This is a genomic window from Paraburkholderia terrae (assembly GCF_002902925.1).
GTDB lineage: Bacteria > Pseudomonadota > Gammaproteobacteria > Burkholderiales > Burkholderiaceae > Paraburkholderia > Paraburkholderia terrae.
Window position 1 is genome coordinate 3497158 of sequence record NZ_CP026111.1, and the last position, 24404, is coordinate 3521561.

General features: G+C 63.0%; 20 protein-coding genes, 1 tRNA gene and 2 riboswitches. Of the genes, 11 read left to right on the forward strand and 10 right to left on the reverse strand.

Translation table 11 applies throughout. The annotated features are described in order from the left end of the window. Window positions 1-6 precede the first annotated feature (6 nt). Together C2L65_RS15580 and C2L65_RS15585 are read left to right on the forward strand one after the other, a co-directional pair. Window positions 7-189, forward strand: coding sequence for a type II toxin-antitoxin system HicA family toxin (locus tag C2L65_RS15580; RefSeq protein WP_042305133.1), 183 nt, complete (start codon window positions 7-9; stop codon window positions 187-189). 50 nt (window positions 190-239) lie between these two features. Further along, window positions 240-641 carry a type II toxin-antitoxin system HicB family antitoxin gene (locus C2L65_RS15585; protein ID WP_042305132.1) on the forward strand — a complete coding sequence of 134 codons (402 nt, stop codon included), beginning with the start codon at window positions 240-242 and terminating at the stop codon, window positions 639-641. A gap of 400 nt (window positions 642-1041) precedes the next feature. Here C2L65_RS15585 and C2L65_RS15590 read toward each other — a convergent pair whose 3' ends face one another. Next, window positions 1042-1650 (reverse strand): hypothetical protein, encoded by a 609-nt coding sequence (locus C2L65_RS15590; RefSeq protein ID WP_042305131.1) that lies wholly within the window; start codon window positions 1648-1650, stop codon window positions 1042-1044. Between the two features lie 657 nt (window positions 1651-2307). Further along, window positions 2308-2383: transfer RNA gene (locus C2L65_RS15600), tRNA-Arg, on the reverse strand. A 331-nt stretch (window positions 2384-2714) separates the two neighbouring features. Here C2L65_RS15600 and C2L65_RS15605 point away from each other — a divergent pair. Further along, complete coding sequence (locus C2L65_RS15605; protein ID WP_042305129.1) at window positions 2715-3647, forward strand: c-type cytochrome; 933 nt, start codon at window positions 2715-2717, stop codon at window positions 3645-3647. Between the two features lie 94 nt (window positions 3648-3741). Here the strand turns inward: C2L65_RS15605 and C2L65_RS15610 are convergent, their stop codons facing one another. Further along, on the reverse strand, window positions 3742-5829 hold the full coding sequence (locus C2L65_RS15610; protein ID WP_042305128.1) for a UvrD-helicase domain-containing protein: 2088 nt from the start codon (window positions 5827-5829) through the stop codon (window positions 3742-3744). 339 nt (window positions 5830-6168) lie between these two features. Here C2L65_RS15610 and C2L65_RS15615 point away from each other — a divergent pair, with 339 nt between their 5' ends. The 5 genes from C2L65_RS15615 to gcvP all read left to right on the forward strand — a co-directional run bounded on the left by C2L65_RS15615 (window position 6169) and on the right by gcvP (window position 12798). Beyond that, on the forward strand, window positions 6169-7218 hold the full coding sequence (locus tag C2L65_RS15615; protein WP_042305127.1) for an oxidoreductase: 1050 nt from the start codon (window positions 6169-6171) through the stop codon (window positions 7216-7218). A 66-nt stretch (window positions 7219-7284) separates the two neighbouring features. Then, the gene (locus C2L65_RS15620; RefSeq protein WP_042305126.1) at window positions 7285-7644 is read left to right on the forward strand and encodes a hypothetical protein; all 360 of its coding nucleotides are present in this window, start codon (window positions 7285-7287) and stop codon (window positions 7642-7644) included. Between the two features lie 160 nt (window positions 7645-7804). Continuing rightward, a riboswitch (glycine riboswitch) is annotated at window positions 7805-7917 on the forward strand. A gap of 51 nt (window positions 7918-7968) precedes the next feature. After that, a riboswitch (glycine riboswitch) is annotated at window positions 7969-8109 on the forward strand. A gap of 88 nt (window positions 8110-8197) precedes the next feature. Then, window positions 8198-9316 (forward strand): glycine cleavage system aminomethyltransferase GcvT, encoded by a 1119-nt coding sequence (gene gcvT, locus C2L65_RS15625; RefSeq protein WP_042305125.1) that lies wholly within the window; start codon window positions 8198-8200, stop codon window positions 9314-9316. A 103-nt stretch (window positions 9317-9419) separates the two neighbouring features. Continuing rightward, window positions 9420-9800, forward strand: coding sequence for a glycine cleavage system protein GcvH (gene gcvH / locus C2L65_RS15630; RefSeq protein ID WP_042305124.1), 381 nt, complete (start codon window positions 9420-9422; stop codon window positions 9798-9800). Window positions 9801-9867: 67 nt separating this feature from the next. Further along, window positions 9868-12798, forward strand: coding sequence for an aminomethyl-transferring glycine dehydrogenase (gene gcvP, locus C2L65_RS15635; protein ID WP_042305123.1), 2931 nt, complete (start codon window positions 9868-9870; stop codon window positions 12796-12798). Between the two features lie 114 nt (window positions 12799-12912). Here gcvP and C2L65_RS15640 read toward each other — a convergent pair whose 3' ends face one another. From C2L65_RS15640 to C2L65_RS15670, 7 genes are all read right to left on the reverse strand, one after another. After that, a complete protein-coding gene (locus C2L65_RS15640; protein ID WP_042305122.1) occupies window positions 12913-14958 on the reverse strand; it encodes a methyltransferase domain-containing protein in 2046 nt (681 codons plus the stop codon). Beyond that, window positions 14955-16241, reverse strand: a complete 1287-nt coding sequence (locus tag C2L65_RS15645; RefSeq protein ID WP_042305121.1) for a class I SAM-dependent methyltransferase — start codon at window positions 16239-16241, stop codon at window positions 14955-14957. The genes C2L65_RS15640 and C2L65_RS15645 overlap by 4 nt, the downstream gene beginning before the upstream one ends. Next, entirely contained in the window at window positions 16238-17290 is a 1053-nt protein-coding gene (gene pseI, locus C2L65_RS15650) for a pseudaminic acid synthase (RefSeq protein ID WP_042305169.1), read from the reverse strand. The genes C2L65_RS15645 and pseI overlap by 4 nt, the downstream gene beginning before the upstream one ends. Window positions 17291-17363: 73 nt before the next feature. After that, window positions 17364-18065: a pseudaminic acid cytidylyltransferase gene (gene pseF, locus C2L65_RS15655; RefSeq protein ID WP_042305120.1), complete on the reverse strand. Its 702-nt coding sequence runs from the start codon at window positions 18063-18065 to the stop codon at window positions 17364-17366. Then, window positions 18062-19228, reverse strand: coding sequence for a UDP-4-amino-4,6-dideoxy-N-acetyl-beta-L-altrosamine transaminase (gene pseC, locus C2L65_RS15660; protein ID WP_042305119.1), 1167 nt, complete (start codon window positions 19226-19228; stop codon window positions 18062-18064). The genes pseF and pseC overlap by 4 nt, the downstream gene beginning before the upstream one ends. Continuing rightward, window positions 19225-20220, reverse strand: coding sequence for a UDP-N-acetylglucosamine 4,6-dehydratase (inverting) (pseB, locus tag C2L65_RS15665; protein WP_042305118.1), 996 nt, complete (start codon window positions 20218-20220; stop codon window positions 19225-19227). Before pseB ends, pseC begins: the two co-directional genes overlap by 4 nt. A 73-nt stretch (window positions 20221-20293) precedes the next feature. After that, on the reverse strand, window positions 20294-20905 hold the full coding sequence (locus tag C2L65_RS15670) for a formyltransferase family protein (protein ID WP_042305117.1): 612 nt from the start codon (window positions 20903-20905) through the stop codon (window positions 20294-20296). Window positions 20906-20911: 6 nt separating this feature from the next. On the opposite strand from C2L65_RS15670, the gene C2L65_RS15675 reads away from it, so the two are divergent. The 3 genes from C2L65_RS15675 (at window position 20912) to C2L65_RS15685 (ending at window position 24402) form a co-directional block, all read left to right on the forward strand. Beyond that, window positions 20912-21508 carry a YdcF family protein gene (locus C2L65_RS15675; protein ID WP_042305116.1) on the forward strand — a complete coding sequence of 199 codons (597 nt, stop codon included), beginning with the start codon at window positions 20912-20914 and terminating at the stop codon, window positions 21506-21508. Window positions 21509-21893: 385 nt separating this feature from the next. Further along, window positions 21894-22937 (forward strand): alginate lyase family protein, encoded by a 1044-nt coding sequence (locus C2L65_RS15680; RefSeq protein WP_233446514.1) that lies wholly within the window; start codon window positions 21894-21896, stop codon window positions 22935-22937. A gap of 76 nt (window positions 22938-23013) precedes the next feature. Next, window positions 23014-24402, forward strand: coding sequence for an L-serine ammonia-lyase (locus C2L65_RS15685; RefSeq protein WP_042305114.1), 1389 nt, complete (start codon window positions 23014-23016; stop codon window positions 24400-24402). Window positions 24403-24404: the final 2 nt, after the last annotated feature.

The following is a 24404-nucleotide window of genomic DNA, read 5'->3' on the forward strand; positions in this document are numbered from 1 at the left end:
GGCCAGATGAACTCATCGAAGCTGATCCGGATGCTCGAAGCAGCGGGTTGGAGGGAGGTGAGGGTGACGGGAAGTCATCACCACTTCAAACACCCCGATAGGAAGGGCCTTGTGACGGTGCCTCATCCGAAAAAGGATCTGCCGCTCGGGACCGTAAAGAGCATCCTGAAGGCCGCCGGTCTTGACTGACTGGCGGTTTTTCCGACACAGGATGCATTTTTTGAAGGAAGGAATCTGAAATGGAATTTCCCATCGCAGTTCATAAGGACGATGGGAGCGTCTACGGAGTGACTGTTCCGGATATTCCGGGCGTCCACTCATGGGGCGACACCATCGATGAAGCGATCCGCAATGCAAGAGAAGCAATCGTAGGCCACGTCTCAACCTTGGTCGAACTCGGCGAAGATGTCGGTTTCACCTGTTCCACTGTGGAAGAGCTCGTTGGCAAGAAAGAGTTCAAAGGGGCGGTTTGGGCGCTGGTGGATGTCGATCTGTCGAAGCTTGACTCAAAGCCTGAGCGAATCAACATCAGTCTTCCTCGCTTTGTTTTACATAAGATCGACGCGTACGTCGAATCACGTCATGAAACGAGGAGCGGCTTCCTCGCGCGTGCAGCATTGGAAGCGTTGGCGCATAACTAAACGCGGGTTCTGTCGCAAGATCCGGGAAGGGAAACAATTAACAGCAGCAAAAGGGCCCACCAATTCAGGCGGGCTTTTTTTTTGCAGCGCTGGTGGTCTGCTCTACCAACAGAGCAACGCGCCATGCCACAAGCATTCAACGACATGCGCGTGGGCTTGCACGGAAAAATATTGGAACGTGTTCGCACAATTCCACGCCTGCCGACGCGTCGCACGCCGCCGGTTGGCAACGGAAACGCGACCGTCGCGCCCGCTCGCGCGGATTCCGCAACAGGTGGTATCCGCCCACGTGAACGTCTCCTGTGGCGATTCGACTGCGAACACTAAGCATGGCAAAGCGAACGGCAACAGTAGCCGTAAAGCAAAATAGTTCGTCGCTGTTAACCTTTGCGCAATGCACTTATCTCATCGCTTGTCGCATCGCGTCGAAGATTTGGGCGGGTACGGATTGCCGATTCCAATACACGACACGTGGACTCGGATGCTCAAATAGTGCGCCCTTCGCAAGTCCAAGTGCAGGCCGCCAATACCACCCGCCTCGCCCGATCAACACCAACGCGCCGCGTCCGATTGCGGTTCGCGCATGCTCAACGGCCAATCTCATCGATGGCAGTGCGAGTCGCTTTGGATTGTCCAGTGCCTCACTTGCCCAAGGATGAATTTGCAGAAGCGCTAACCGCTGGGAAACGTGTTGTGCGCCGAACTCCGCGATCAGGTCGCGAAAACGCGGCGCACTGTAGGCATGCATTCCGGCCGGTGCATCAGGGTGCAATGATGCGTAAGGCCAGCCGTCTTGATGGAACCGATGATCCGCCAACGTGCTTGTCGTATCGAATCCGGGATTCTTCATCAGTACCACGACGCGCGCCGTGTCGATATCACCTTCGTAGGGATGTGGTCCAAGCTGAGTCTGAAGACGATATTGCGTCTTCAGACTTGGCGTTGAGTGATACCGGTTAATCGCTTCGGCGTCTAGCGACGTCAGGAAATCCGGATCGAAATAAAGCATTGCTGGAGGATGTTCCAGTCACCGACGAACTGCTAAGGCTCGACGCAGCGGAACTGTATTTCCGCGGACGCGGCATCATACGTTCGCGCGTCCTGTCCCGTGCTGTTTATCGGGGCGACTTGCATCCCCTTTCCCGCACAGAACTGCTGCGCTTCCTTGTAGAGTCGCGCTTTAACCTGGCTGGCCGTCTCATCAGACAAACCGCCCTGTGATCCCAGCATGTACATATCTGACCCAATAGGTAACCGCCGGTTGACGATGTTGCACAGCCCGCGAGCGCAGCCACGGCAGCGACAGTACAGACGCGTTTCATTTGTACTTCCTTGTTATTCGATGGGCCAACTCTAATGGTTGCTCATCCCATATATCGTAGTACAACAGGGTGTAAACACCTGAAGAATCGCGTTTCCGATCGGAGTCGTACTGAAAGCCGGGTGTACCTGTCGACGCCCCTTAGGGACGGTGCCGGGTAGTCGGCAGCCATCCGGAAGGAACGGGTGAACTGGTTGTGACGAGAGATAGTGTCGGAGTCGACGGCAACGATGCAGCGCGTGACGCAGCGCAATCTCTGGGCCGCTTTCCGTGCAGTTTCGGCACGGACGCAAACGGCGTTCCGAGGAAATCTTCTTGCGGAGCCTTATCGGATAAGGCTTCTGGTGGCGCGCCCGGCTGGGATCGAACCAGCAACCCCTGCCTTCGGAGGGCAGTACTCTATCCATTGAGCTACGGGCGCATTCGGCAAAAAGCGCTGCAAAATCACGCAGTTGATGCGAGATATGGCGCTAAAGCGAGACCGAGAGCATACCCGGTTTCGGACGGCCCGTCCACCGCGAGCGGGCTTGCGCGGGGCGCCGGACGCCGTCGCATGGCCCGGGACGGTTCGCCGACTCCGGCCAGTCATGCAACAAACCCCGAAAGTGTTCGCGTAAACGCCTACTGAACACCTCCCGGGCCCGCTCGCCGACGCTGAAACCTTCCGTCTATAATCGTCCGTGGCTGATCAAGAACAAAGTTGTTGCCGTCGCGCTGTACCGCTCACAATACCCACGGGAGACGAGACAAGCATGAGCGAAGCACCACACGGAGCCCCGATCAAAACCCCCGGACAGCTGATCGCCGCAGTCATCGCGGGTTTTGCTGTTCCCGTCATCATCATCATTCTGCTCGCCTATTACGTCGACAACTCGACCCGCACGGGCGCGGGCACCGACGGTCTGTCCGATGCCGCAGTCGACGCGCGCACCCAACCCCTCGCCAAGGTCGACATCCGCGACGCCAATGCGCCGCGCGTCTACAAAACGGGCGAGGAAGTCTACAAAGCCGTGTGTTCGACGTGTCACGCGTCCGGCGCGGCAGGCGCGCCGAAGTTCACCAACACGGCCGACTGGGCGCCGCGCATCGGCGAAGGTTTCGATACGCTCTGGCACAACGCGCTGACGGGCAAGGGCGCAATGCCTGCGCGCGGCGGCACGAGCCCGGACGATTACAGCGATTACGAGATCGGCCTCGCCGTCGCGTACATGGCGAACAACGCGGGCGCGAAGTTCGCAGATCCGCCGAAGCCTGTGCCGGGTCAGCCAGCCGCAGGGCCGGCCGGCGCTTCGGGCGCAGCGGCGGCTTCGGGCGCGGAAGCGGCATCAGGCGCAGCCGGTGCCTCCGATGCAGCAGGCACCCAGGCCGCCGCCGCAATGGCCGCCATGGCCAACGTGCCGCAAGGCGCGGCGCCCGCATCGGGCGCGACGCAGAGCGCGGACGCATCGCAGGCGGGCAAGGCGCTGTATCAGCAGGTCTGCCAGGCCTGTCACGCGGCGGGCGTGCTGAACGCGCCGAAGTTCGGCGACAAGGAAGCCTGGGCGCCGCGCCTGAAGGAGCCGATGGAAACCGTCTACAACTACGCGCTGCACGGCAAGGGCGCGATGCCGCCGAAAGGCGGATCGAGTGCGTCGGACGCTGATGTGAAGGCCGCCGTCGATTACATGGTCAACGCATCGAAATAAGCACGGCGCATCTTTCAACGCGCAAACAAAAATCCCCGCCTCGAAGAGCGGGGATTTTTTATGCCTCCAGCATGCACACACAGCGTGCGTTCGATCAAGCCTTCTGCAACAGCGCCTTGAGACTCGCCAGGCGATCCTTCGGCGACATAGGTGCTTCTTCCGGCGTCGGCGGCGGCGCTTCGTCGAGACCCATCTCGGGGATAAAGCGCGACGGCTCGCACACCACCGTCTCACGCGCCCGCTTGCGCTTCTTGCACCAGTTCAGATGCAGACTGCGCTGCGCACGCGTAATCGCGACATACATCAGCCGACGCTCTTCCTCGATTCGCTCATCGTCGATCGGGCTGTCGTCTTCGCTGCCGCCCCGATGCGGCATGATGCCTTCCTCGACACCGACCAGGAACACATGCGGATATTCCAGCCCCTTTGATGCATGCACCGTCGACAACCGCACCGCATCGGGATCTTCGTCCTTGCCTTCGAGCATCGACATCAGCGCAACCGTCTGAATCAGTCCGAGCAGATTCTTGCCGGTGTCGGCGAGACCATCGGCGTTGTCGTATCCCGTCTGTTCCGTGCCCGCTGCCGGTTCAGGCTTCGTGCCCTTGCGCTTCAACCACTCCAGAAACTCCAGCACGTTTTGCCATTTCGACTGAGCCTGGCGCTCGTCGAATGCGTCGTACAGATAGGCTTCGTAGTGAATCGCTTCCATCATGTCGTCGAGCACGGACGTCGCCGCATCCTTGTCCGCCCGGTCTCGCAGACGCTGCATGAAATCGCAGAACATGCGCAGCGGCTCGACCTGACGCGCCGACAGCCGCGCCTCGAGGCCACCCATGTACACCGCCTCGAACAGCGACACCTTCGCCTGCCCCGCGAACGCGCCGAGCGCTTCGAGCGTCGTATTGCCGACGCCCCGGCGCGGCGTCGTGATCGCGCGAATGAACGCGGGATCGTCGTCGGCATTGGCGATCAAACGCAGGTACGCGCAGATGTCCTTGATCTCGGCCTTGTCGAAGAACGACTGGCCGCCTGACAGCACATACGGAATCCGCTCGCGGCGCAGCACCTGTTCGAAGATGCGCGCCTGGAAGTTGCCGCGATACAGGATCGCGTAATCGCGAAACTGCGCGCGCCGCTCGAACTTGTGCGCTGACAGGCGAAACACGACCGACTCCGCTTCGTGCTCTTCGTCATTGCATCCGGTGACGGAGATCGAATCGCCCATGCCGTGCTCGGACCACAGCTTCTTTTCGAAGAGCTTCGGATTGTTCGCGATCACGTTGTTCGCTGCCGTCAGGATGCGGACCGTCGAGCGGTAGTTCTGCTCGAGCTTGATCACGTGCAGCTTCGGAAAATCCTTGCCGAGCTGCGCGAGGTTTTCGAGTGTCGCGCCGCGCCAGCCGTAGATCGCCTGATCGTCGTCGCCGACGGCCGTGAACGCGGCGCGCGGGCCCGCCAGCAGTTTCACCAGTTCGTACTGACACGCGTTGGTGTCCTGATACTCGTCGATCAGCAGATAGCGCAGCTTGTTCTGCCAGCGGTCGCGCACCTGCTCGTTGTTCTTGAACAGCTCGGCGGGCAGGCGGATCAGATCGTCGAAATCGACGGCCTGATACGCGTGCAGCGTCGCGACGTAGTTGCGATAGACGATGGCCGCCTGATGCTCGTCCTCGTTCGATGCAATCGCCATCGCTTCGTCCGGCATGATGAGGCCGTTCTTCCAGAGCGAGATGATCGTCTGGATCTTGCGGATGAAGCCCTTGTCCGTCGAGCCGACCTGCTCCTGGATCATGCCGAAGCAGTCGTCGGAATCCATGATCGAGAACTGGGGCTTCAGCCCGACGTGCTCCGCCTCCTGACGCAGAATCTGCACACCGAGCGAATGGAACGTAGACACCGTCAGCTGGTTGACGGGCACCTTGCGGCCTTCCTTGCCGGGCGTCGTGAGCGTCTTGCCTTCGAGCAGCTTGCTCACGCGCTCGCGCATTTCCGCGGCAGCCTTGTTCGTAAAGGTGACGGCGGCGATATGGCGCGGCTCGAAGCCTTTGTTTTCGATCAGGTGCGCGATCTTCTGCGTGATCACGCGCGTCTTGCCGCTGCCCGCGCCCGCGAGCACGAGGCACGGACCGTCGAGATAGCGCACCGCTTCGCTTTGGGCGGAATTCAGGCCTGCGGACATCGTGTGTGGATGAGTAGTCGATTGAGGGCGCGATTCACAAGGAACGGCCCGAGAACATGCGGCGAGACGGCGCTGGCGACGCGTCGGATCAGGTGGCCGCGCGGCGCGCCTTCAACCCGCCGCCGATGCGCCACGCAATTGATTCCATGCGCTTTTTGCCGTCCGCGTGAGACCCGCGATGTTAACACGAATGCCCTTTCCGATGCCTCGGCTTATGTCTTCCTGACGAGATCCGCGCGGCGCGCGCCGCCCGGTGCGCGACGGAGCAAAGCGCAGCTATGCCAAAATTGCGGCGTTGTGCGCCGCCCCCGCGGCGCGCCGGTTTTGCAGGGAACACGCATGTCTTCATCGCTGAAAATTGGCTTGATGGGCTACGGCTTTGCCGGCGCCACATTTCACGCGCCGGTGATCGAACACTGCGGACGCGCGAGCGTCGCCGCGATCGCCACGGGTCAGCCGGACAAGGCGCGCGCCGATTATCCGAACGCCACGATCGTCGCCGATATCGACGCGCTGCTCGCGCTGTCGGACATCGAATGCGTCGTGATCGCGACGCCGAACGACACGCACTTCGACCTCGCGCGCCGTACGCTCGAAGCGGGCAAGCATGTCGTCGTCGACAAGCCCGTCACGCTCTCCGCCGCCGATGCCCGTACGCTCGCCGATCTGGCGCAAAGCAAGGGGCTGGTGTTCGCGCCGTTCCACAACCGTCGCTGGGACGGCGATTTCATGACCGTGCGCGACCTGATCGCGAGCGGTGAACTCGGCCGCATCACGCATTTCGAATCGCACTTCGACCGCTTTCGTCCGGGCATCCGGCAACGCTGGCGCGAAGAAGCGTCGCGTGGCGGCGGCCTGCTGTTCGATCTCGGCCCGCATCTGATCGATCAGGCGTTGACGCTGTTCGGCGTGCCCGAAACGGTCTATGCAACGGTGAAGGCGTATCGCGACAACGCGAGCGCGCCGGATTACGTGCATCTGCTGCTCGGCTATGCAAATCACGAGGTGGTGCTGCATGCGAGCGCGCTGACGGCAATCGTCGCGCCGCGCTATACGATCCACGGCACGCGCGGCAGTTATGTGAAGAACGGGCTGGACACGCAGGAAGATCAGTTGAAGGCGGGCTTGCGTCCGGGCGATGCCGGTTTCGGCGGCGGCAACGAAGCGGGCACGTTGCGCGTGCTGGAAGGCGAACAGGAAGTGCAGCGCGATCTGCCGACGCGCGACGGCGCCTACGCCGAGTTCTACCGCGGGCTGGAGGCATCGATCCATGGTGGCGTGCCGTTCCCGGTCAGCGCGGCTGACGCGGTGGACGTCATGACCATCATCGAGCTTGCGAATCGCAGTGAGAAGGAAGGCGTGCGCCTGGCATTCAGCCGAGGCGCGTAGCGGTCAGGGTGGCGGCCTTCACGGCCCCGCCCGCACCCATTCGGAATCAAACAGAAAGGAAGGAATATGCAGCATATCGTTCGCGCGCTTGGCTGTTTCGCGCTGGTTTCGTCGCTGGCCGCGTGTGTGGCCCCACCGTCGCAGCAGCTCGCCGAGCCGTCTCGCGCGCCGAATCCGCACGAAATGGCCGTGCGTCGTCTCGAACAGGTCGACGGCCGCATCGACAACATGGGCCGCAACGTCGACGCGCGCGTGAACCAGGGCCACTATCCGCCGCCCGAAGGTGCCGCGCTGCACCGCCGGCTCGATACGATCCGCCACGAAGCGCACGACATGGCCGGACAGCACGGCGGAGGCCTCACGGGCGACGAGCAGCGCGTGCTGAATCAGGAACTGGATACGGCGTCGGCGGCCATCAACCGCTGATTGACGGTGGCACGTGCCGTGCCGACCGTTCGGCGCGTGCTTACCTTGCCTCGCGAGCGGCGCTTTTTTGACCACGGCGCCGCGTCCACCGCCCGCTCAGCCGCGCCCGCGCAGGCCCGGCGCGCCAATTTGACATCCCTTCGCCCCTCGCGTACATTCGCCGCACGCGTCGGGAGAGCGCGCCGTCCGCTGTCGTTTTCAGAACGCCCAGCAGCCAGCGCCGCCGAAGGGGCACACCCGCAAACTCTCAGGCAAAAGGACCGACCGCGTCGAAAAACCCGCTCGTCATCTGGTCATAACGACCTCATTCGAATGAGCGCACGTTTTTCGCACTCTGGAGAGCGGCAGTAGCGCCGGTGCATTAAACCGCACGCGCAGGCTGCCCACCGAAGGGGCGCGCGCCACGCTGACAGCACTCGCTGACGGCAGCGCAATCTCTCAGGTATCGAGGACAGAGGGGGCATGCAGTTATCGCTCGTTGGCCCGAGATGGGATCAGGCCGCGAGGGTTTCGCCGCATGGCCTTTCCTGTTTAGCGACGCCCCGAGGCCCCGATGACCGAACTCAAACACACCCCGCTCCACGCCACGCACCGTGCGCTCAATGCCCGCATGGTCGACTTCGGCGGGTGGGACATGCCCGTCAATTACGGCTCGCAGATCGAAGAGCATCGCGCCGTGCGCACCGACGCTGGCATGTTCGACGTCTCCCATATGTGCGTCGTCGATTTCACGGGCGAGCGCGTGCGCGCTTTCTTCGAGCGCGCGCTGGCGAACAACGTCGGCAAGCTGCAAGCCCCGGGCAAAGCCCTTTACTCCTGCCTGCTCAACCCCGAAGGCGGGGTGATCGACGATCTGATCGTCTATTACTTCGGCGAAGATCATTTCCGCGTGGTCGTGAATGCCGGTACGGCCGAGAAAGACGTCGCGTGGTTCAACAAGCTCAATGACGAACAAGGCTTCGGCCTGACCATCAAGCCGCGCCGCGACTACGCGATCGTCGCCGTGCAAGGCCCGAACGCGCGCGAAAAAGTCTGGGCGACCGTGCCCCATGCTCGCGCCGCCAGCGAAGCCCTCAAGCCGTTCAACGCCGCGCGCGTCACCGATACGCCGTTTGGCGAGCTGACCGTCGCGCGCACCGGCTACACGGGCGAAGACGGCTTCGAAATCATCGTCCCCGCTGATCACGTCGAAGCGCTGTGGAACGCGCTGCAGGCGCAAGGCGTGCGTCCCGCCGGTCTCGGCGCGCGCGACACGCTGCGCCTCGAAGCCGGCATGAACCTGTACGGGCAGGACATGGACGATAACGTGTCGCCCCTCGACGCCGGCCTCGCATGGACGGTCGACCTGTCCGCGCCGCGCGATTTCATCGGCCGCGCGAAGCTCGAAGCTGACGGTTCGCAGGCGTCGTTTGTCGGCCTGATCCTGCACAAGGACAACGGCAAGGCCGCTGGCGTGCTGCGCGCGCACCAGAAGGTCGTCACGCCCGCTGGCGAAGGTGAAATCACGAGCGGCACGTTCTCGCCGACCATGCAGGAATCGATCGCCTTCGCGCGCGTGCCGAAGGGCGTGCAGCCGGGCGACGTCGTCCACGTTCAGATCCGTGACAAGGCACTTCCCGCCAGCGTGGTTAAACTGCCATTCGTGCGCAACGGCAAAGTGCTCGTCGGCTGATCGGTCACACGATGAGCGTCACGAGACAGACACCGGACAGACACGAAATCGTCGCGTGCGTCCCACCATTTAAACCAACCGAATTACCGCATAGGAGCATCCGATGAGCATCCCGGCCGATCTGAAATACACCGAATCGCACGAATGGGTCCGCACCGAGGCGGACGGCACGCTGACGGTCGGCATCACCGACCACGCGCAGGAAGCGCTCGGCGACATCGTCTTCTTCGAAGTGCAGCAACTGGGCCAGACCGTCTCGGCAGGCGATACCGTCGCCGTCATCGAATCGGTGAAGGCTGCGTCCGATATCTACGCGCCCGTGTCGGGCGAGATCATCGAGGCCAACCCGAACGTCGCCGATACGCCGGACGCAGTGAACAGCGCGCCGTACGACAACTGGCTGTTCAAGATCAAGCCGGCTGCGGGCGCCTCGGAAGACCGTCTGATGGACGCCGCCGCGTACGGCAAGTCGATCGGCGAATAAGCCACTTACTCACGACCGGCGCGGCGTTCGCCACGACAGAAGAACGCCGCGCCAGCAGGAACATTCCATGAAGCTCGAACACCCGGATCGTCTGATGAACCGCACTCCTCTCTCGCTCGCCGCGCTCGAAGTGCATGACGCCTTCGCCGAACGGCATATCGGCCCGGATACGGCCGATCAGCAGTCGATGCTCGAAGCCCTCGGCTTCGCGTCGCGCGCCGCGTTGATGGACGCGGTGATTCCGAAGACGATTCGCCGCCAGGACGCGCTGCCGCTCGGCCCCTTCGCCCAGCCGAAGAGCGAAGCCGAAGCGCTCGCCGCGCTGCGCGAACTCGCGGACAAGAACCAGGTGTTCCGCTCGTACATCGGCCAGGGCTATTACAACGCGCACACGCCCGCCGTCATCCTGCGCAACGTGCTCGAAAATCCGGCGTGGTACACGGCATACACGCCGTATCAGCCGGAAATCTCGCAAGGCCGTCTCGAAGCGCTGCTGAACTATCAGCAGATGATCGTCGACCTGACGGGCCTCGCGATCTCGAACGCTTCGCTGCTCGACGAATCGACGGCCGCCGCCGAAGCGATGACGCTGCTGCAACGCGTGGGCAAGCCGAAGTCGAACATTTTCTATGTGGCAGACGACGTGCTGCCGCAAACCATCGAAGTCGTGAAGACGCGCGCGAAGCCCGTCGGCATCGAAGTGAAGGTCGGCCCGGCTGCTGATGCGGCGGCGTCGAATGCGTTCGGCGTGCTGCTGCAATACCCGGGCGTACACGGCGACGTGCATGACTACCGCGCGCTCGCTGAAGCGATCCACGCAGCGGGCGGCCACGTGGTCGCTGCTGCCGACCTGCTCGCGCTGACGATGCTCACGCCGCCGGGCGAATGGGGCGCGGACGTGGCTGTCGGCAACTCGCAGCGCTTTGGCGTGCCCGTCGGCTTCGGCGGCCCGCATGCGGCGTATCTCGCCGTGCGCGACGAATTCAAGCGTCAGATGCCGGGCCGTCTCGTCGGCGTCACCGTCGATGCACAAGGCAATCCCGCGCTGCGTCTCGCGCTGCAAACGCGCGAACAGCACATCCGCCGCGAAAAGGCGACGTCGAATGTGTGTACCGCGCAGGCGCTGCTCGCGATCATGGCCAGCATGTACGCCGTCTATCACGGCCCGCGCGGCCTGAAGATGATCGCACAACGCGTGAACCGCATCGCCGCTCTGCTGGCCGCTGGCGCGAAGCAACTCGGCTACACGCTCGTCAACGAATCGTTCTTCGACACGCTCACGTTCGAAACGGGCCCGCGCACCCAGGCACTGCACGACGCCGCGACGGCGAAGGGCATCAACCTGCGTCACGTGAGCGACTCGCGCGTCGGTCTGTCGCTCGACGAAACGACCACCCGCGCCGATCTCGCCGATCTGCTCGCCGCGTTCGCGCAAGCGGCATTCGTCGAAGCCGTGCCGCAAATCGATGAACTCGACGCAAAGCTTGGCGCGTCGAACACGTTCCCGGCAGCACTCGAACGCGAGAGCGCGTATCTGACGCACCACGTGTTCAACCGTCACCATTCGGAAACGGAAATGCTGCGCTATCTGCGCAGCCTGTCGGACAAGGACCTCGCGCTCGACCGCTCGATGATTCCGCTCGGCTCATGCACGATGAAGCTCAACGCGACGTCGGAAATGCTGCCCGTCACGTGGCCCGAGTTCGGTCAGATTCACCCGTTCGCGCCCGCCGAGCAGACTGTCGGCTACCGCGAAATGATCGATCAGCTCGAACAGATGCTGGTCGCCGCAACCGGCTACGCAGCTGTGTCGCTGCAACCGAACGCCGGCTCGCAAGGCGAGTACGCGGGTCTGCTGATCATCCACGCGTATCACGAATCGCGCGGCGAAGGTCATCGCAATGTGTGCCTGATTCCCGCTTCGGCGCACGGCACGAACCCGGCGTCGGCGCAGATGGCGGGCATGCAGGTCGTCGTCGTCGCGTGCGACGCGCAAGGCAACGTCGATATTGAAGACCTGAAGAAGAAGGCTGAACAGCATTCGGCCAAGCTCGCGGCGATCATGATCACGTATCCGTCGACGCACGGCGTGTTCGAGCAGAACATCCGCGAAGTCTGCGAGATCGTGCATGGGCACGGCGGCCAGGTCTACGTTGACGGCGCGAACATGAACGCGATGGTCGGTCTCGCGGCGCCGGGCCAGTTCGGCGGCGATGTCTCGCACCTGAATTTGCACAAGACGTTCTGCATTCCGCACGGCGGCGGCGGACCGGGCGTCGGCCCTGTCGCAGTCGGCGCGCATCTGGCGAAGTTCCTGCCGAACCAGACGTCGACGGGCTATGAGCGCGACGCGAACGGCATCGGTGCTGTCTCCGCTGCGCCGTATGGCTCGGCATCGATCCTGCCAATCTCGTGGATGTACATCGCGATGATGGGCGCGAAGAACCTGACGGCCGCCACCGAAACCGCGATCCTCAACGCGAACTACGTCGCGAACAAGCTCGCGCCACATTACCCGGTGCTGTATTCGGGCCCGGGCGGACTGGTCGCGCACGAGTGCATTCTCGATCTGCGCCCCATCAAGGAAACGAGCGGCATCTCGGTCGACGATGTCGCGAAGCGTCTGATGGACTACGGCTTCCACGCGCCGACGATGAGCTTCCCGGTGCCGGGCACGCTGATGGTCGAACCGACCGAATCGGAATCGAAGGAAGAGCTGGATCGCTTCATCGAAGCGATGATCGCGATTCGCAACGAAATCCGCGCCGTCGAGGAAGGCCGCAGCGATCGCGAAGACAATCCGCTGAAGCACGCGCCGCATACGGCGGCTGTCGTCGTCGCGAACGAATGGAAGCACGGTTATGCGCGTGAAACGGCGGCGTATCCGTTGCCGTCGCTGGTTGCGAAGAAGTATTGGCCGCCCGTCGGCCGTGCCGACAACGTGTACGGCGACCGCAACCTGTTCTGCTCGTGCGTGCCCGTGGCCGATTACGAGTGACGAATCCGGATTCGCCCGCCACGACGCGGGCGATCCGAACCTTCAGCCGAAACAGCAAGGCCCGGTGACGACTTCGTCACCGGGCCTTTTTCATTTGCACGCGTGCAGCGTGCGTCAGCCTTGCAGCGGATCCTTTTCCAGCACCAGATGGAACTGGATCGTACACAACTCCAGCAATTCGTCGCGCGTCACGTCTTTGAGCTTCATCCGATCCATGTTGATCTCGGTGGGCGCGGTGATCGCCTGGTTCTGATTCCAGAGATCTCTAAGCCTGCCGTCGATCGCGTGCTCGGCGCGCACGATCCGATATCCCGTCTCCGCGACGAACTTCACAATCTCTGCAAGCGTAAAGAAGCGGATATGCGTGATATCGAGCAGGCCGGCCGCGGCATAGGTCCATTTGCCTTTGCTCAGATCGTCCATCAGCATCAGGTTGCGCACGTTGGGAATACTCAGCACCAACTGGCCTTTCGGCGACATGTACGGACGCAGCTTCACCATCACGTCCCAGGGGTTGTACATGTGCTCGAGCACATCGGCGAGCAACACGCCGTCGAGCGTGCCCTTCGCGATGCCTTCGCGTTCGAGATCGAAGTCCTCGAACTTGCCGACCAACACCCGATCGATCTTGCTGCTAGCCACCTGCGCAGCCGCCCGGTTCATTTCGATGCCCCAGACCTGGCTGGTCGGGAAGCGCTGCTTGATCAACGCCGCCGTGCTGCCCGCTGCGCAGCCGATATCGATCACGATCGCGGGATCGTTCGAATACATCGCTACCAGGTTGGGACGGCCCGGCGTGTGGTAACCCTCCGCGATTTCGCCCTGCTCGACGTCCAGATACTGTTGCCACACGTGACGCTGCATACGCGGCGCGAGCCCCTTCGCGGTACCGGCCAGCACCTGCGCGACCCGCGCCGTCGCCATACCGTCGCCGTCGTTGTGGTTGTAGTGCGTAGCGCGCTTCTGGCCAAGCTGAAGCAGGCCGGCGCGCAATTCCGGATTGGCGAGAATCTGTTGAAGCGCCGACGCCAGTTCGTGCGCCTCGACTTCGACGACGCCCGTTTCCGCCTCGAAGCACGGGCCCATCAACATGCCCGCCGTGTTCATCAGGTTGACGACGGGCGTGTGCGCCAGCATGCCTTCGACAAGATAGTTCGAGTCCACGGCAACGAGCACGTCGGCACCGGCAGCGAACAATTCGGTGTCGTCGGTTGCGTAGTAATAGCCGTCTCCCGATGCGCCCAGTTTCACAAGAATTTCGGCGCAACGCTTCTCGCCGAACGTGGCATTCGACGGACGATCCTTGATGACGGCGTTGATCTGAATACCCGCCCTTTTCAGGCTTTCGCACGCGATCATGAACGCTCGCACCGACGCGTCATAGATGTCTTCGATGCAGTGCGCGCTGAGATTGGCGGCCCACGTCGTGCCGAACACAACGAGCGGCAATTCCGGCTTCAGCCCGTACTTCGTGTTCAACTGCTGACGGCACGCCGGCTTCTGCTTGCGCAACGTCGCATAGCCGTCCCACGCAGGATTACCCGTGGCGATCAGCCGTTCCGCCGCGACGCCCAGATCGCGATAACCCTCGATGCCGCGCTGTCCATAGACGACGAGCTTGTCCGCGATCAATTCGTTGTGGACCGTGTACGGATCGACGAGCGCGATCGAGTGCGCGAGATGCACGCTCGGAATGCCCTGCGCGCGCGCCCATGCCGTCGCCGTCTTGCCGACACGCGTCATATCCTCGTTCGTGACGAGCAGCGCGATATCGTACTGTTCGGCCGCGCGCTTCAGGCATTCGAGCAACTGAACGATGGCGGGCAGATCGCCCTTGACGCTCTCGAACACGACTGGCCGCAGCTTGTCCGACGCATCGGCGGCGAAACCGCAAAATTCCGGCTGCTGCTGGATGTGACGCTCGAAGGCGCCCAGCAACTGCTGCGTCTCCGCGCTCACCGTCTGCGCCGCATTCGCGTCCTGCGCGAGACCGTCGATCGACACCAGCGTGCTGCCCGTCTGCGCAATGGCCTCCTGCATCTGCGGCGACAGTGAGCCCATCGACGCAATGACCGTCATCGGCTCATGCATCTGCAGAAACTGCTGCAGCGCGCCGAAGTGTTTGCCCCAAAGCAGGCTGATAATGGCCTTCTGCTTCATTGCCGGCCCTCGCTAAAAATTCCGAAGTATCGGGACAGGAGTGCCCGAACCAGGTTGTATTCCGCGCCGACCGTCACGTCGGTGCCCGCCTTGAACTTGTCCGTGATTTCCGCCGACCAGCCGCGCGCAATTTCCGTCGACTTCTGGTCGAGCGCATTGCTGACGAGCCATGTCGACAGTTCACGCAGCATCTGCGGCGAAACGGCGCCGCGAAACTCGAAGTTCGGAAAGCGCGTCAGCAGGCATTGGAACAACAGAAAGAAAAAGTGCCGGCTGCGCAACGGCTTGAGCAGCTTGTCCAGTTCCGCGCTCATCGCTTCGGGCGCGAGCGGCAGCCATTGCGCGAGATTGGCGAAATCGAGGGAATCGAGCGCCGCATTGCGCGCGGCCATGTCCGCCGCGAAACGCGCATTGGCCGCCGGGTCGGCCCGGTTGTCCAGCACGACGAACATGCGGCCTGCGATCTTCGGCGCGAGATGCGCGACGATCGACTCTTCGATGAAAAGCCCGAGATCGAACAGGCCCTGGTCGCGCGCGAACCACGACAGCGTGCGCTTCCAGCTCGCCTTCTGCTCGAGCGACTCATACAGCAGCCAGTTCGTATTACCGCCGCCGAGAAATGCGCCGTAAGGCACAACCGTTTCGATTGCAAAGCCCTGCGCATCGGCGAACTCGACGAGTTCGGCAATACTCGCACGCGACATGTACAGGCCAAACTTGCCTGCTTCGTCGGTGGCGCGCAGCGCGTCGGGCCATTGGGTTTTGTCCGCGCCATACGCGGCGACGGCGTGATCCTTGGTGTGAATGTCGAAGATGATCCGGCCACCCGGACGCACGACGCGCTTCCATTCGAGCAACGCTTCACGCCAGTTCGGAAAATGCACGAGCACGTTCAGCGAGACGGCGCAGTCGAACGACGCGTCGTCGCACGGCAAGCTAGCGACGTCGCCGACCTGCAAACGGATCGGCGCGCCGTTCGCGAGGCGCCGCGTCTCGTCGAGCATCGCCTGCGAGCTGTCCACGCCCATCACGTCGTAACCGTCGGCGACGAGCGGCAGCGCGGCCCGGCCGGTGCCGACGCCGATGTCGATGATCTTCGGTCCGCGCGCATGACGACGGATCGTGTTGATCTCGACGGCGTTCTTCAGCAGGTTGGTGGTCTCGCTTTGAACCATCCGGCCCGAGTACCAGTTCACCATGCCTGGATCTTTCCATGCATCGGTTTTCCACTGGATCAGATCCTTGCGATCCAGCGGCCCAGCGTTGTTGGGTTGTGCGCTCATTTCAGAATGTCCCAGGAAAGAGGCGTGCCGCGCCTGATCGGCGCGCGTGCCGTCATGCCGATCACGGTATCCAGATGCTTCGGCGCCATGCCGAGTCCAGGCCGGATCGCGCGGACGTTGTCGAGCGTCAGCGCTTCTCCCGCGCCGACATCCTTGACCACATACAGCGAGCGCCGGAAGACCATCGACTTGCGCTCCTGTTCGTTGGTCCCATAAGTTGCCTGACCGAGCGCCTGCCATGCACGCTCCGTTTCGATCACGAGCGAACGCATCTCATCCGGCTCCAGCGAGAACGCCGAGTCGACACCGCCATCGGCGCGCCGCAACGTGAAGTGCTTTTCGACGACGGTCGCGCCGAGCGCAATCGCCGCGACGGCAGCGCCAACGCCCATCGTGTGATCCGACAGGCCCACCTGGCAATCGAACAGCTCGCGCATATGGGGAATCGTGCGAATGTTGCTGTGCTCGGGCGTAGCGGGATACGAGCTTGTACATTTGAGCAGGATCAGGTCTTCGCAACCGGCGCCGCGCGCCGCGCGCACGGCCTCGTCGAGTTCCGCGACGCTCGCCATGCCTGTCGAGATGATCATCGGCTTGCCTGTCGCGGCGACGCGCCGGATCAACGGCAGATCGGTGTTCTCGAAGCTCGCAATCTTGTACGCGGGGACGTCGAGCGTTTCCAGAAAGTCGACGGCGGTTTCGTCGAATGGCGTCGAGAAGGCGAGCATGCCCAGTTCGTTCGCGCGATCGAACAGCGGCTTGTGCCACTCCCATGGCGTATAGGCCTGCTGATACAGCGCATAGAGCGATTTGCCCGCCCACAGGCTGTTTTCGTCGCCGATATGGAATTCGCCTTCGTCGATGTCGAGCGTCATCGTGTCGGGCGTATAGGTTTGCAGCTTGAGCGCGTGCGCGCCGCTGCGTGCCGCCGCTTCGACGATTTCCAGCGCGCGTTCGAGCGACTGGTTGTGATTGCCGGACATCTCCGCGATCACGAACGGCTGACTGCCGGGGCCGACGGACCGGTTCGCGATTCTGATTTCTTTCATCGATAGTTTCCTCACGCCTTCCACGCGTCCCGTCATCGGGGCGCGCAGTTCGTATGTATTGCGCGTTCCCGCGTTATCCGTTCGATTGCGCGAGCGCCCGAAGCGCCGCGAACATCAGTTCGGCGCGCCGCCAGTCTTCGGGCGTGTCGATGTCCTGCACGAGATGGCGCGGCAGCACGACGGGCATCGACAGCGGCGAAAAAAGCGTGTCGCCGCGCTGCCATGCCCGCGTGCGTCCCCAGTAGAACTGCCCGGCGTCATGCCACGTTTCCGGCAAGTCCTGCGAACGCGTCAGACGATGTTCGGGATAGACGGCATCGAGCCCGCCGTCGGCCGTCAGTCGCAACGCACGCTGCACGGGGAACGCGAAGGTGGTCACCGAAAACGCGTACGACTTCTCGCGATGCGCCTCGAGCATCGAGATGCCTTCGCGCAAGTAGCGAACGTCGATGAACGGCGCGGTGGCGTAGATGCAGCACGCGTAGTCGTAGTGTTCGCCGAGCGCGCTCAACGCGTGCTGCACGACTTCGAGCGTGCCGGCATGGTCGTTGGACAGCTCCGGGGGACGCATGAACGGCGTCTGCGCGCCACACTCGCGCGCGACGGCCGCGATCTCCTCGCTATCGGTGCTGACCACGACGCGATCGAACAGCGCGCTATCGAGCGCCGCGCGAATCGAGTGCGCGATGATCGGCACGCCGTCAAACAGGCGAATGTTCTTGTGCGGAATGCGCTTACTGCCGCCGCGCGCGGGAATGATGGCGACGCGGCTCATCCGACCACCCGTTCGAGTTGCGCCACCACGCGATCCTGCTGCGCATCGGTCAGGGCCGCATAGAGCGGCAGGCTGAGCGCCTCACGGTAGTACTGCTCCGCTTGCGGAAAGTCGCCGGGCTTGAAGCCGAGGCGGCGATAGTACGGTTGCAGATGAACGGGGATGTAGTGAACGTTGACGCCGATGTCGGCGGCTCGCAACGCATCGAACACCGCGCGGCGATCGGCGTGCGCACTGTTGTCCTTCACGCGCACGACATAGAGATGCCACGCCGATTCGTCGAGCGCATCGAGCTGCGGCAATTGCAGTGGCAGATTCTTCAGCAGCGCATCGTAGCGTTGTACGAGCGCGCGACGTCGCGCGAGAAAGCCATCCAGCCGCTTGAGCTGCGACAGCCCGAGTACCGCCTGAATATCGGTGATCCGATAGTTGAAGCCAAGCTCCTGCATCTCGTACGACCACGCGCCCTCGTCCGGCTCATCCATCTGGGCGGGATCGCGAGTGATGCCATGACTGCGCAGGCGGCGCAGGCGGTCGCACAGTGCCGGGTCGTTGGTCAACACGGCGCCGCCTTCACCCGTGGTCACGATCTTCACGGGATGAAAGCTGAACACCGTCATGTGCGCGTAGTCGCCGCAACCGACGGGCCGCCCCGCGTACGATGCCCCGACGGCATGCGAAGCATCTTCGATCACCGTAAAGCCATATTCGTCGGACAGGCGCTTCACACGCTTCATATCGCAACTGCCGCCCGCGAACGCGACGGGAATCACGACCTTCGGCAAGGTGCCCGCGCGACGCGCCGCCTCGAGCTTCACTTCGAGCGCGGCGGCGTCCATGCACCACGTCAGCGGATCGATATCGACGAAATCGACGTCCGCGCCGCAATACCGGCCGCAATTCGCCGATGCGACAAACGTGTTCGGCACGGTCCACAGGCGGTCGCCCGGCCCCAGCCCTGCGGCGACGCACGCGATATGCAGCGCGGCAGTCGCGTTGCATACGGCGACCGCGTGACGCGCGCTGGCGCGGCGAGCCAGTTCTTCCTCGAACGCGGCAATCGCAGGGCCTTGTGTGAGCCAGTCGGAACGCAGCACCGCTTCGACCGCGGCGATGTCCGCGTCGTCGATCGATTGGCGGCCGTACGGAATGAACGTGCTCATGGATGTTGCTTGTCGAGGGCAGCCAGTTCGTCAACCGTGAGGAACCAGCCGTTGTTGTCGGATGTGTACTTGAAGCCTTCCGTTACCCGACTGCCCTTCTCACCCATGCCGTTCGTCTCGTACTCGCTTTGCACGACAAAACGGATCGCCGGCGTGATGACGTAGTGATCGTGATATTCAAGCGTGTGCAGACTGTCGTCGCGCGCAATCATCATTTCGTGCAGCTTCTCGCCCGGACGAATACCGATCACGTGCTGGTCAAGCGCGGGCGCCATCGCCTTCGCCAGATCGACGATCTTCACGGACGGAATTTTCGGCACGAAGATCTCGCCGCCCTGCATGCGCTGAAAGTTCTTCAGCACGAAGTCCACACCGTGATCGAGCGTGATCCAGAAGCGCGTCATGCGCTGATCGGTGATCGGCAGGCTCTTCGCTTCTTCGGCGATCAGCTTGCGGAAGAACGGCACCACGGAGCCGCGCGAACCGACCACGTTGCCGTAGCGCACGACGGCAAAGCGCGTGCGATGCTTGCCGACCAGATTGTTCGCCGCCACGAACAGCTTGTCGGACAGCAGCTTGGTCGCGCCATACAGGTTGATCGGGCTGGCGGCCTTGTCGGTAGACAGCGCAATCACTTTTTCGACGCCGTTCTCGATGGCGGCGTTGATCACGTTCTCCGCGCCCGTCACGTTCGTGCGGATGCATTCCGTCGGGTTGTATTCAGCCGCGGGCACCTGCTTGAGCGCGGCGGCATGCACCACGTAATCGATGCCGCGCATGGCCTGGCGCAGGCGCTCGCCGTCGCGCACGTCGCCGAGAAAATACCGCATGCACGGCGCGTCGAACTTCTGCTGCATTTCATATTGCTTCAGCTCGTCGCGCGAGAACACGACGACGCGCGATGGCTTGTATTTCGCCAGCACGGCCGAGATGAACTTGTGGCCGAAGGAACCCGTGCCACCCGTGATCAAAATTGCCTTGTTGTCCAACATTGTTCGCTTCCTTGATATCGAGCCGTACTTCTCGTGAGCCGCCGTGTGCGTTCCGATTGCCTGCCTGTTTCCGTCAGCCGCCGCGCCCCGCTTCACGGGACAACGCGCGGTAACGCTGCCGAAGAACGGGAATCGGCACGTTCCATCCGTCGTTGCCCAGCAATGAATCCTTGAGCGCCGCAAATTCGGACGCGCGGTGAAAGGTCCCGGCGCCGCTTTGCGCGCGCGGCGCGATTCGTCCGTCGCGCAGCGAAGACCAGTTCTCCATGAACAGTTCGCCGATCGTCTGCTGCAATGTCGCGTAGCTGCTGCCGAGCGTCTCGCTGTCCTCGTCGAACGACACTTCGCGTTGCAGCAGCAGCGCGCCCGTATCGATGCCCTCGTCGATCAGGTGGATCGACACGCCTTTGGGCGTTTCGTCGAGGAACGACCACAGGTTCGGATCGGCGCCGCGGTTGTACGGCAACAGCGAGATATGGAGATTGATGAACCGGTCCGGCGCCGCAGCGAGAACATCGCGCTTCAGAATGTGACGGTACGAGTGACTTACAATCAGGTCCGGCGCGAGCGCTGCGATTTCCTGCGCGCTCACGGGCGTCTCCCGCACGGTCAGCGCTTCGCGTTGGCCGAGCCAGTCGGCCAGCGGCCGTGCCGTGTCGCCACTCGTCAAAAACAGTACTTTCATTTGCCTATGCCGAACCCTGAAGATTTCACCGACACGCGTTACGACGCCGTCGTGGTCCTCGCGAACCTGATGGATGCGGACGGAACCCTGAACGACGAAACCCGCGCACGCGTAGACCTCGGCATCGAAGCAATGAAAACCGCCAGGGCGCCATTGCTGGTGATGTGCGGCTGGGCATATCGCGACGATTCGGACATCTGCATCGCCGATGCGATGCGCCGCTACGCAATCGAATACGCGAACCTCGACGCATCGCGCATCATCGCGGAGACCACGTCGCGCGACACAGTCGGCGATGCCGTCTTCACGCGGCGCAACCTCGCGGCCACGTTCAGCGGCCCGCGCATTCTCGTCTCCACCAGCCGCTATCACGCCGCCCGTACGCTCGAAATCTTTGCCTTTGTCTACGGTCCTACCTTCCATATCGATGTCGTGGGCGCCGGCGCTCCTCCATCTGCCGAGCAACTGACCAGCGAAGCGCGCTCGCTCGACGCTTTCCGCACCACCTTCTCGGGCGTCGCAGCCGGCGATGCCGACGCGATCTTCGAGCGGTTGCGCGAGCGTCATCCGTTCTACAACGGCGACGTCTATCCTCGGGTCTGACGCGGCGTGCTGCCGTCCACGATCCTTCCACTCACGACGCAAATCCCTGTAACACGTTAGGCAGTATCGACGACATGCGGAAAAAACGACGCGTGGAAATGCAGCCGAAAACCACGCCAATTCGGCCGATAAGGCGGCACGGCGCGACACGAGGCGGACGGCCCGCCGCCACGGGCGCACGTCCCGCGCGCGGCGCACGAGGCGCTGAGCCTCGCACGTTCGCCCGTCGGGCTGTCGCTTTGCGCGTCAGACGGCTAACATCTCACCTTGGATCGAACCAGAGGAGTCATGCATGAAGCGAAACGGTCAGGCGCCGATACGCCGTAGCGCGCGCGCATCATCGACGCATCCGTTTCTTCCGCGCATTGCCGCCACGTTGCTCGCCATGGGAGCATTCGCGCTGCCGCCGGGCCCGGCCTACGCCGCGATGAACCTCTGCGCCGCGCCCGCGTTGCAAACCAGCGAGCGCACCAATTCCGATCCGGGCGTCAAGGCTTTGGTGAGCAATGTCCAGGCGCATCTGAACGAGCCCGCGCACGCGGTGCGTCAGTTGCATACGGAAGGCACGCTGCCTCACGAGGGCATCTACGACCAGAGCAAGGAAGCGGAGAAAGATCTCGACCTGTTGCGCGATGCTGCCCTCGCGTGGCGCGCCACCAGCGACGACCGCTATCTGAAGCTGGTCGACCGCCTGCTGTATGCATGGGTCACGACCTACCAGCCGTCGTTCAATCCGATCGACGAAACGCCGTTCGAAGGGCTGATCCTCGCGTACGACATGACGGCGAGCGCCCTGCCCGTGAAGACGCGCAACGCAACGATGGCCTTCCTCGCGAAGCTCGCGAACGGCTATATCGCGCAGATCGACGCGCAAAAGCGGCCGCTGACGGGCACATTCCGTAACAATTGGCAAAGCCATCGCGTGAAGCTGATCGCAATGGCGGCTTTCACGCTCGATAACCGCAAGATGATCGAGGCGGCGCAGCGCCTGTACGTCGAGCACGTCAACGACAACATCGCGCCCGACGGCACGACCGTCGATTTCGGCGAGCGCGATGCGCTGCACTATGTGACTTACGATCTGCAGCCGCTGGTGACGGCCGCGCTCGCCGCGCGCCGCCACAACCGCAACTGGCTCAACGAACGCGCGCCGAGCGGCGCGACGCTCGCCGCCGCGTTGAACTGGCTCACGCCGTATGCAATGGGCGCGAAAACACACGACGAATTCTTGCGTTCGAGCGTGCCTTTCGACACAAAGCGCCGCGAGGCCGGTTTGCCGGGCTATAGTGGACAGTGGGACCCGAAGAATGCGGCTGAGCTGTATCACCTCGCCGCGCGGCTCGACGGACGCTACACGCCCGTCGCGCTGAAACTGGCACCGACGCCGCCCGCGTGGCTCGCCGTGTGTCTGCCGTTGCCGGCGCGTTGATCACGCGCGGCACATTCTGCTGCCGCGCTACCCGCGCAGTGCAGCACAAACGAATTTCCAGCTAGCAGGAGCAGTGATGGCAGTCAGCGTTTTCGATCTCTTCAAAATCGGCATTGGCCCGTCGAGTTCACACACGGTCGGTCCCATGCGCGCGGCGCTGATGTTCGCGCAAGGGCTTGAGCGCGACGGACTGCTCGACAGCACGGCATCGGTGAAGGTCGATCTGTATGGTTCACTCGGTGCGACGGGCAAAGGCCACGGCACCGATCGCGGCGTGATGCTCGGCCTGCTCGGCGACGCGCCCGATACCGTCGATCCCGACACGATTGCGGCTCGCCTCGAACAGGTCCGCACGTCACGCACGCTTACGCTGCTCGGCACGCACGCTATTCCGTTCGTGCAGAAGGACCACATTTCGTTCTACCGGCAGGCACTCCCCGAGCATCCGAACGGCCTCAAGCTGCGCGCTTTCGATGCGAACGGCGAGACGCTGCGCGAATCGACGTATCTGTCGGTTGGCGGCGGTTTTGTCGTGACGGCGGGCGCGCCGAATACGAAGGTGCTCGCCGCCGTCGAACAGCTGCCGCATCCGTTCCGCAGCGGCAACGATTTGCTGGAGATGTGCAAGGCGACGGGCAAGAGCATCGCGCAACTGATGTGGGAAAACGAGCGCGCATGGCATACGGATGAAGAAACGCGCGCGGGCCTGCTGAAGATCTGGGACGTAATGCAATCGTGCGTTGCGCGCGGCTGCGGCATCAACAATCCGGACGCGGACGGCAATCTGCCTGGCCCGTTCCAGGTGAAGCGGCGCGCGCCGCAACTGTATCGCGGGCTGACGGGCAATCCGGAGCGCGCGTTGCAAGACCCGCTGTCGATGATCGACTGGATCAATCTGTACGCGATCGCCGTCAACGAAGAAAACGCGGCGGGCGGCCGCGTGGTCACTGCGCCGACCAACGGCGCGGCGGGCATCATCCCTGCCGTGCTGCATTACTACACGCGCTTCATGCCGAACTCGAACCAGCAAGGCGTGTTCGACTTTCTGATGACGGCGGCTGCAATCGGCATTCTGTACAAGCTGAACGCGTCGATCTCCGGCGCGGAAGTGGGCTGCCAGGGTGAAGTGGGCGTCGCATGCTCGATGGCGGCGGGCGCGCTCGCGGCCGTGATGGGCGGCACGCCGCTGCAGGTCGAGAATGCCGCGGAAATCGGCATGGAACACAACCTTGGCCTCACGTGCGACCCCGTCGGCGGGATGGTGCAGATTCCTTGCATCGAGCGCAACGCGATGGCTTCGGTGAAAGCGGTGAACGCCGCGCGCATGGCGTTGCGCGGCGACGGCAGCCATTATGTTTCGCTCGATTCCGTCATCAAGACGATGCGCGAAACGGGCGCCGACATGAAGACCAAGTACAAGGAAACGTCGCGCGGCGGGTTGGCGGTGAACATCATCGAATGTTGATG

Bases quoted from the DNA above. Each gene is read 5' to 3' on its own strand.
- C2L65_RS15580 (WP_042305133.1), top strand. From the start codon at position 7: ATGAACTCATCGAAGCTGATCCGGATGCTCGAAGCAGCGGGTTGGAGG.
- C2L65_RS15585 (WP_042305132.1), top strand. From the start codon at position 240: ATGGAATTTCCCATCGCAGTTCATAAGGACGATGGGAGCGTCTACGGA.
- C2L65_RS15590 (WP_042305131.1), bottom strand. From the start codon at position 1,650: ATGCTTTATTTCGATCCGGATTTCCTGACGTCGCTAGACGCCGAAGCG.
- C2L65_RS15605 (WP_042305129.1), top strand. From the start codon at position 2,715: ATGAGCGAAGCACCACACGGAGCCCCGATCAAAACCCCCGGACAGCTG.
- C2L65_RS15610 (WP_042305128.1), bottom strand. From the start codon at position 5,829: ATGTCCGCAGGCCTGAATTCCGCCCAAAGCGAAGCGGTGCGCTATCTC.
- C2L65_RS15615 (WP_042305127.1), top strand. From the start codon at position 6,169: ATGTCTTCATCGCTGAAAATTGGCTTGATGGGCTACGGCTTTGCCGGC.
- C2L65_RS15620 (WP_042305126.1), top strand. From the start codon at position 7,285: ATGCAGCATATCGTTCGCGCGCTTGGCTGTTTCGCGCTGGTTTCGTCG.
- gcvT (WP_042305125.1), top strand. From the start codon at position 8,198: ATGACCGAACTCAAACACACCCCGCTCCACGCCACGCACCGTGCGCTC.
- gcvH (WP_042305124.1), top strand. From the start codon at position 9,420: ATGAGCATCCCGGCCGATCTGAAATACACCGAATCGCACGAATGGGTC.
- gcvP (WP_042305123.1), top strand. From the start codon at position 9,868: ATGAAGCTCGAACACCCGGATCGTCTGATGAACCGCACTCCTCTCTCG.
- C2L65_RS15640 (WP_042305122.1), bottom strand. From the start codon at position 14,958: ATGAAGCAGAAGGCCATTATCAGCCTGCTTTGGGGCAAACACTTCGGC.
- C2L65_RS15645 (WP_042305121.1), bottom strand. From the start codon at position 16,241: ATGAGCGCACAACCCAACAACGCTGGGCCGCTGGATCGCAAGGATCTG.
- pseI (WP_042305169.1), bottom strand. From the start codon at position 17,290: ATGAAAGAAATCAGAATCGCGAACCGGTCCGTCGGCCCCGGCAGTCAG.
- pseF (WP_042305120.1), bottom strand. From the start codon at position 18,065: ATGAGCCGCGTCGCCATCATTCCCGCGCGCGGCGGCAGTAAGCGCATT.
- pseC (WP_042305119.1), bottom strand. From the start codon at position 19,228: ATGAGCACGTTCATTCCGTACGGCCGCCAATCGATCGACGACGCGGAC.
- pseB (WP_042305118.1), bottom strand. From the start codon at position 20,220: ATGTTGGACAACAAGGCAATTTTGATCACGGGTGGCACGGGTTCCTTC.
- C2L65_RS15670 (WP_042305117.1), bottom strand. From the start codon at position 20,905: ATGAAAGTACTGTTTTTGACGAGTGGCGACACGGCACGGCCGCTGGCC.
- C2L65_RS15675 (WP_042305116.1), top strand. From the start codon at position 20,912: ATGCCGAACCCTGAAGATTTCACCGACACGCGTTACGACGCCGTCGTG.
- C2L65_RS15680 (WP_233446514.1), top strand. From the start codon at position 21,894: ATGGGAGCATTCGCGCTGCCGCCGGGCCCGGCCTACGCCGCGATGAAC.
- C2L65_RS15685 (WP_042305114.1), top strand. From the start codon at position 23,014: ATGGCAGTCAGCGTTTTCGATCTCTTCAAAATCGGCATTGGCCCGTCG.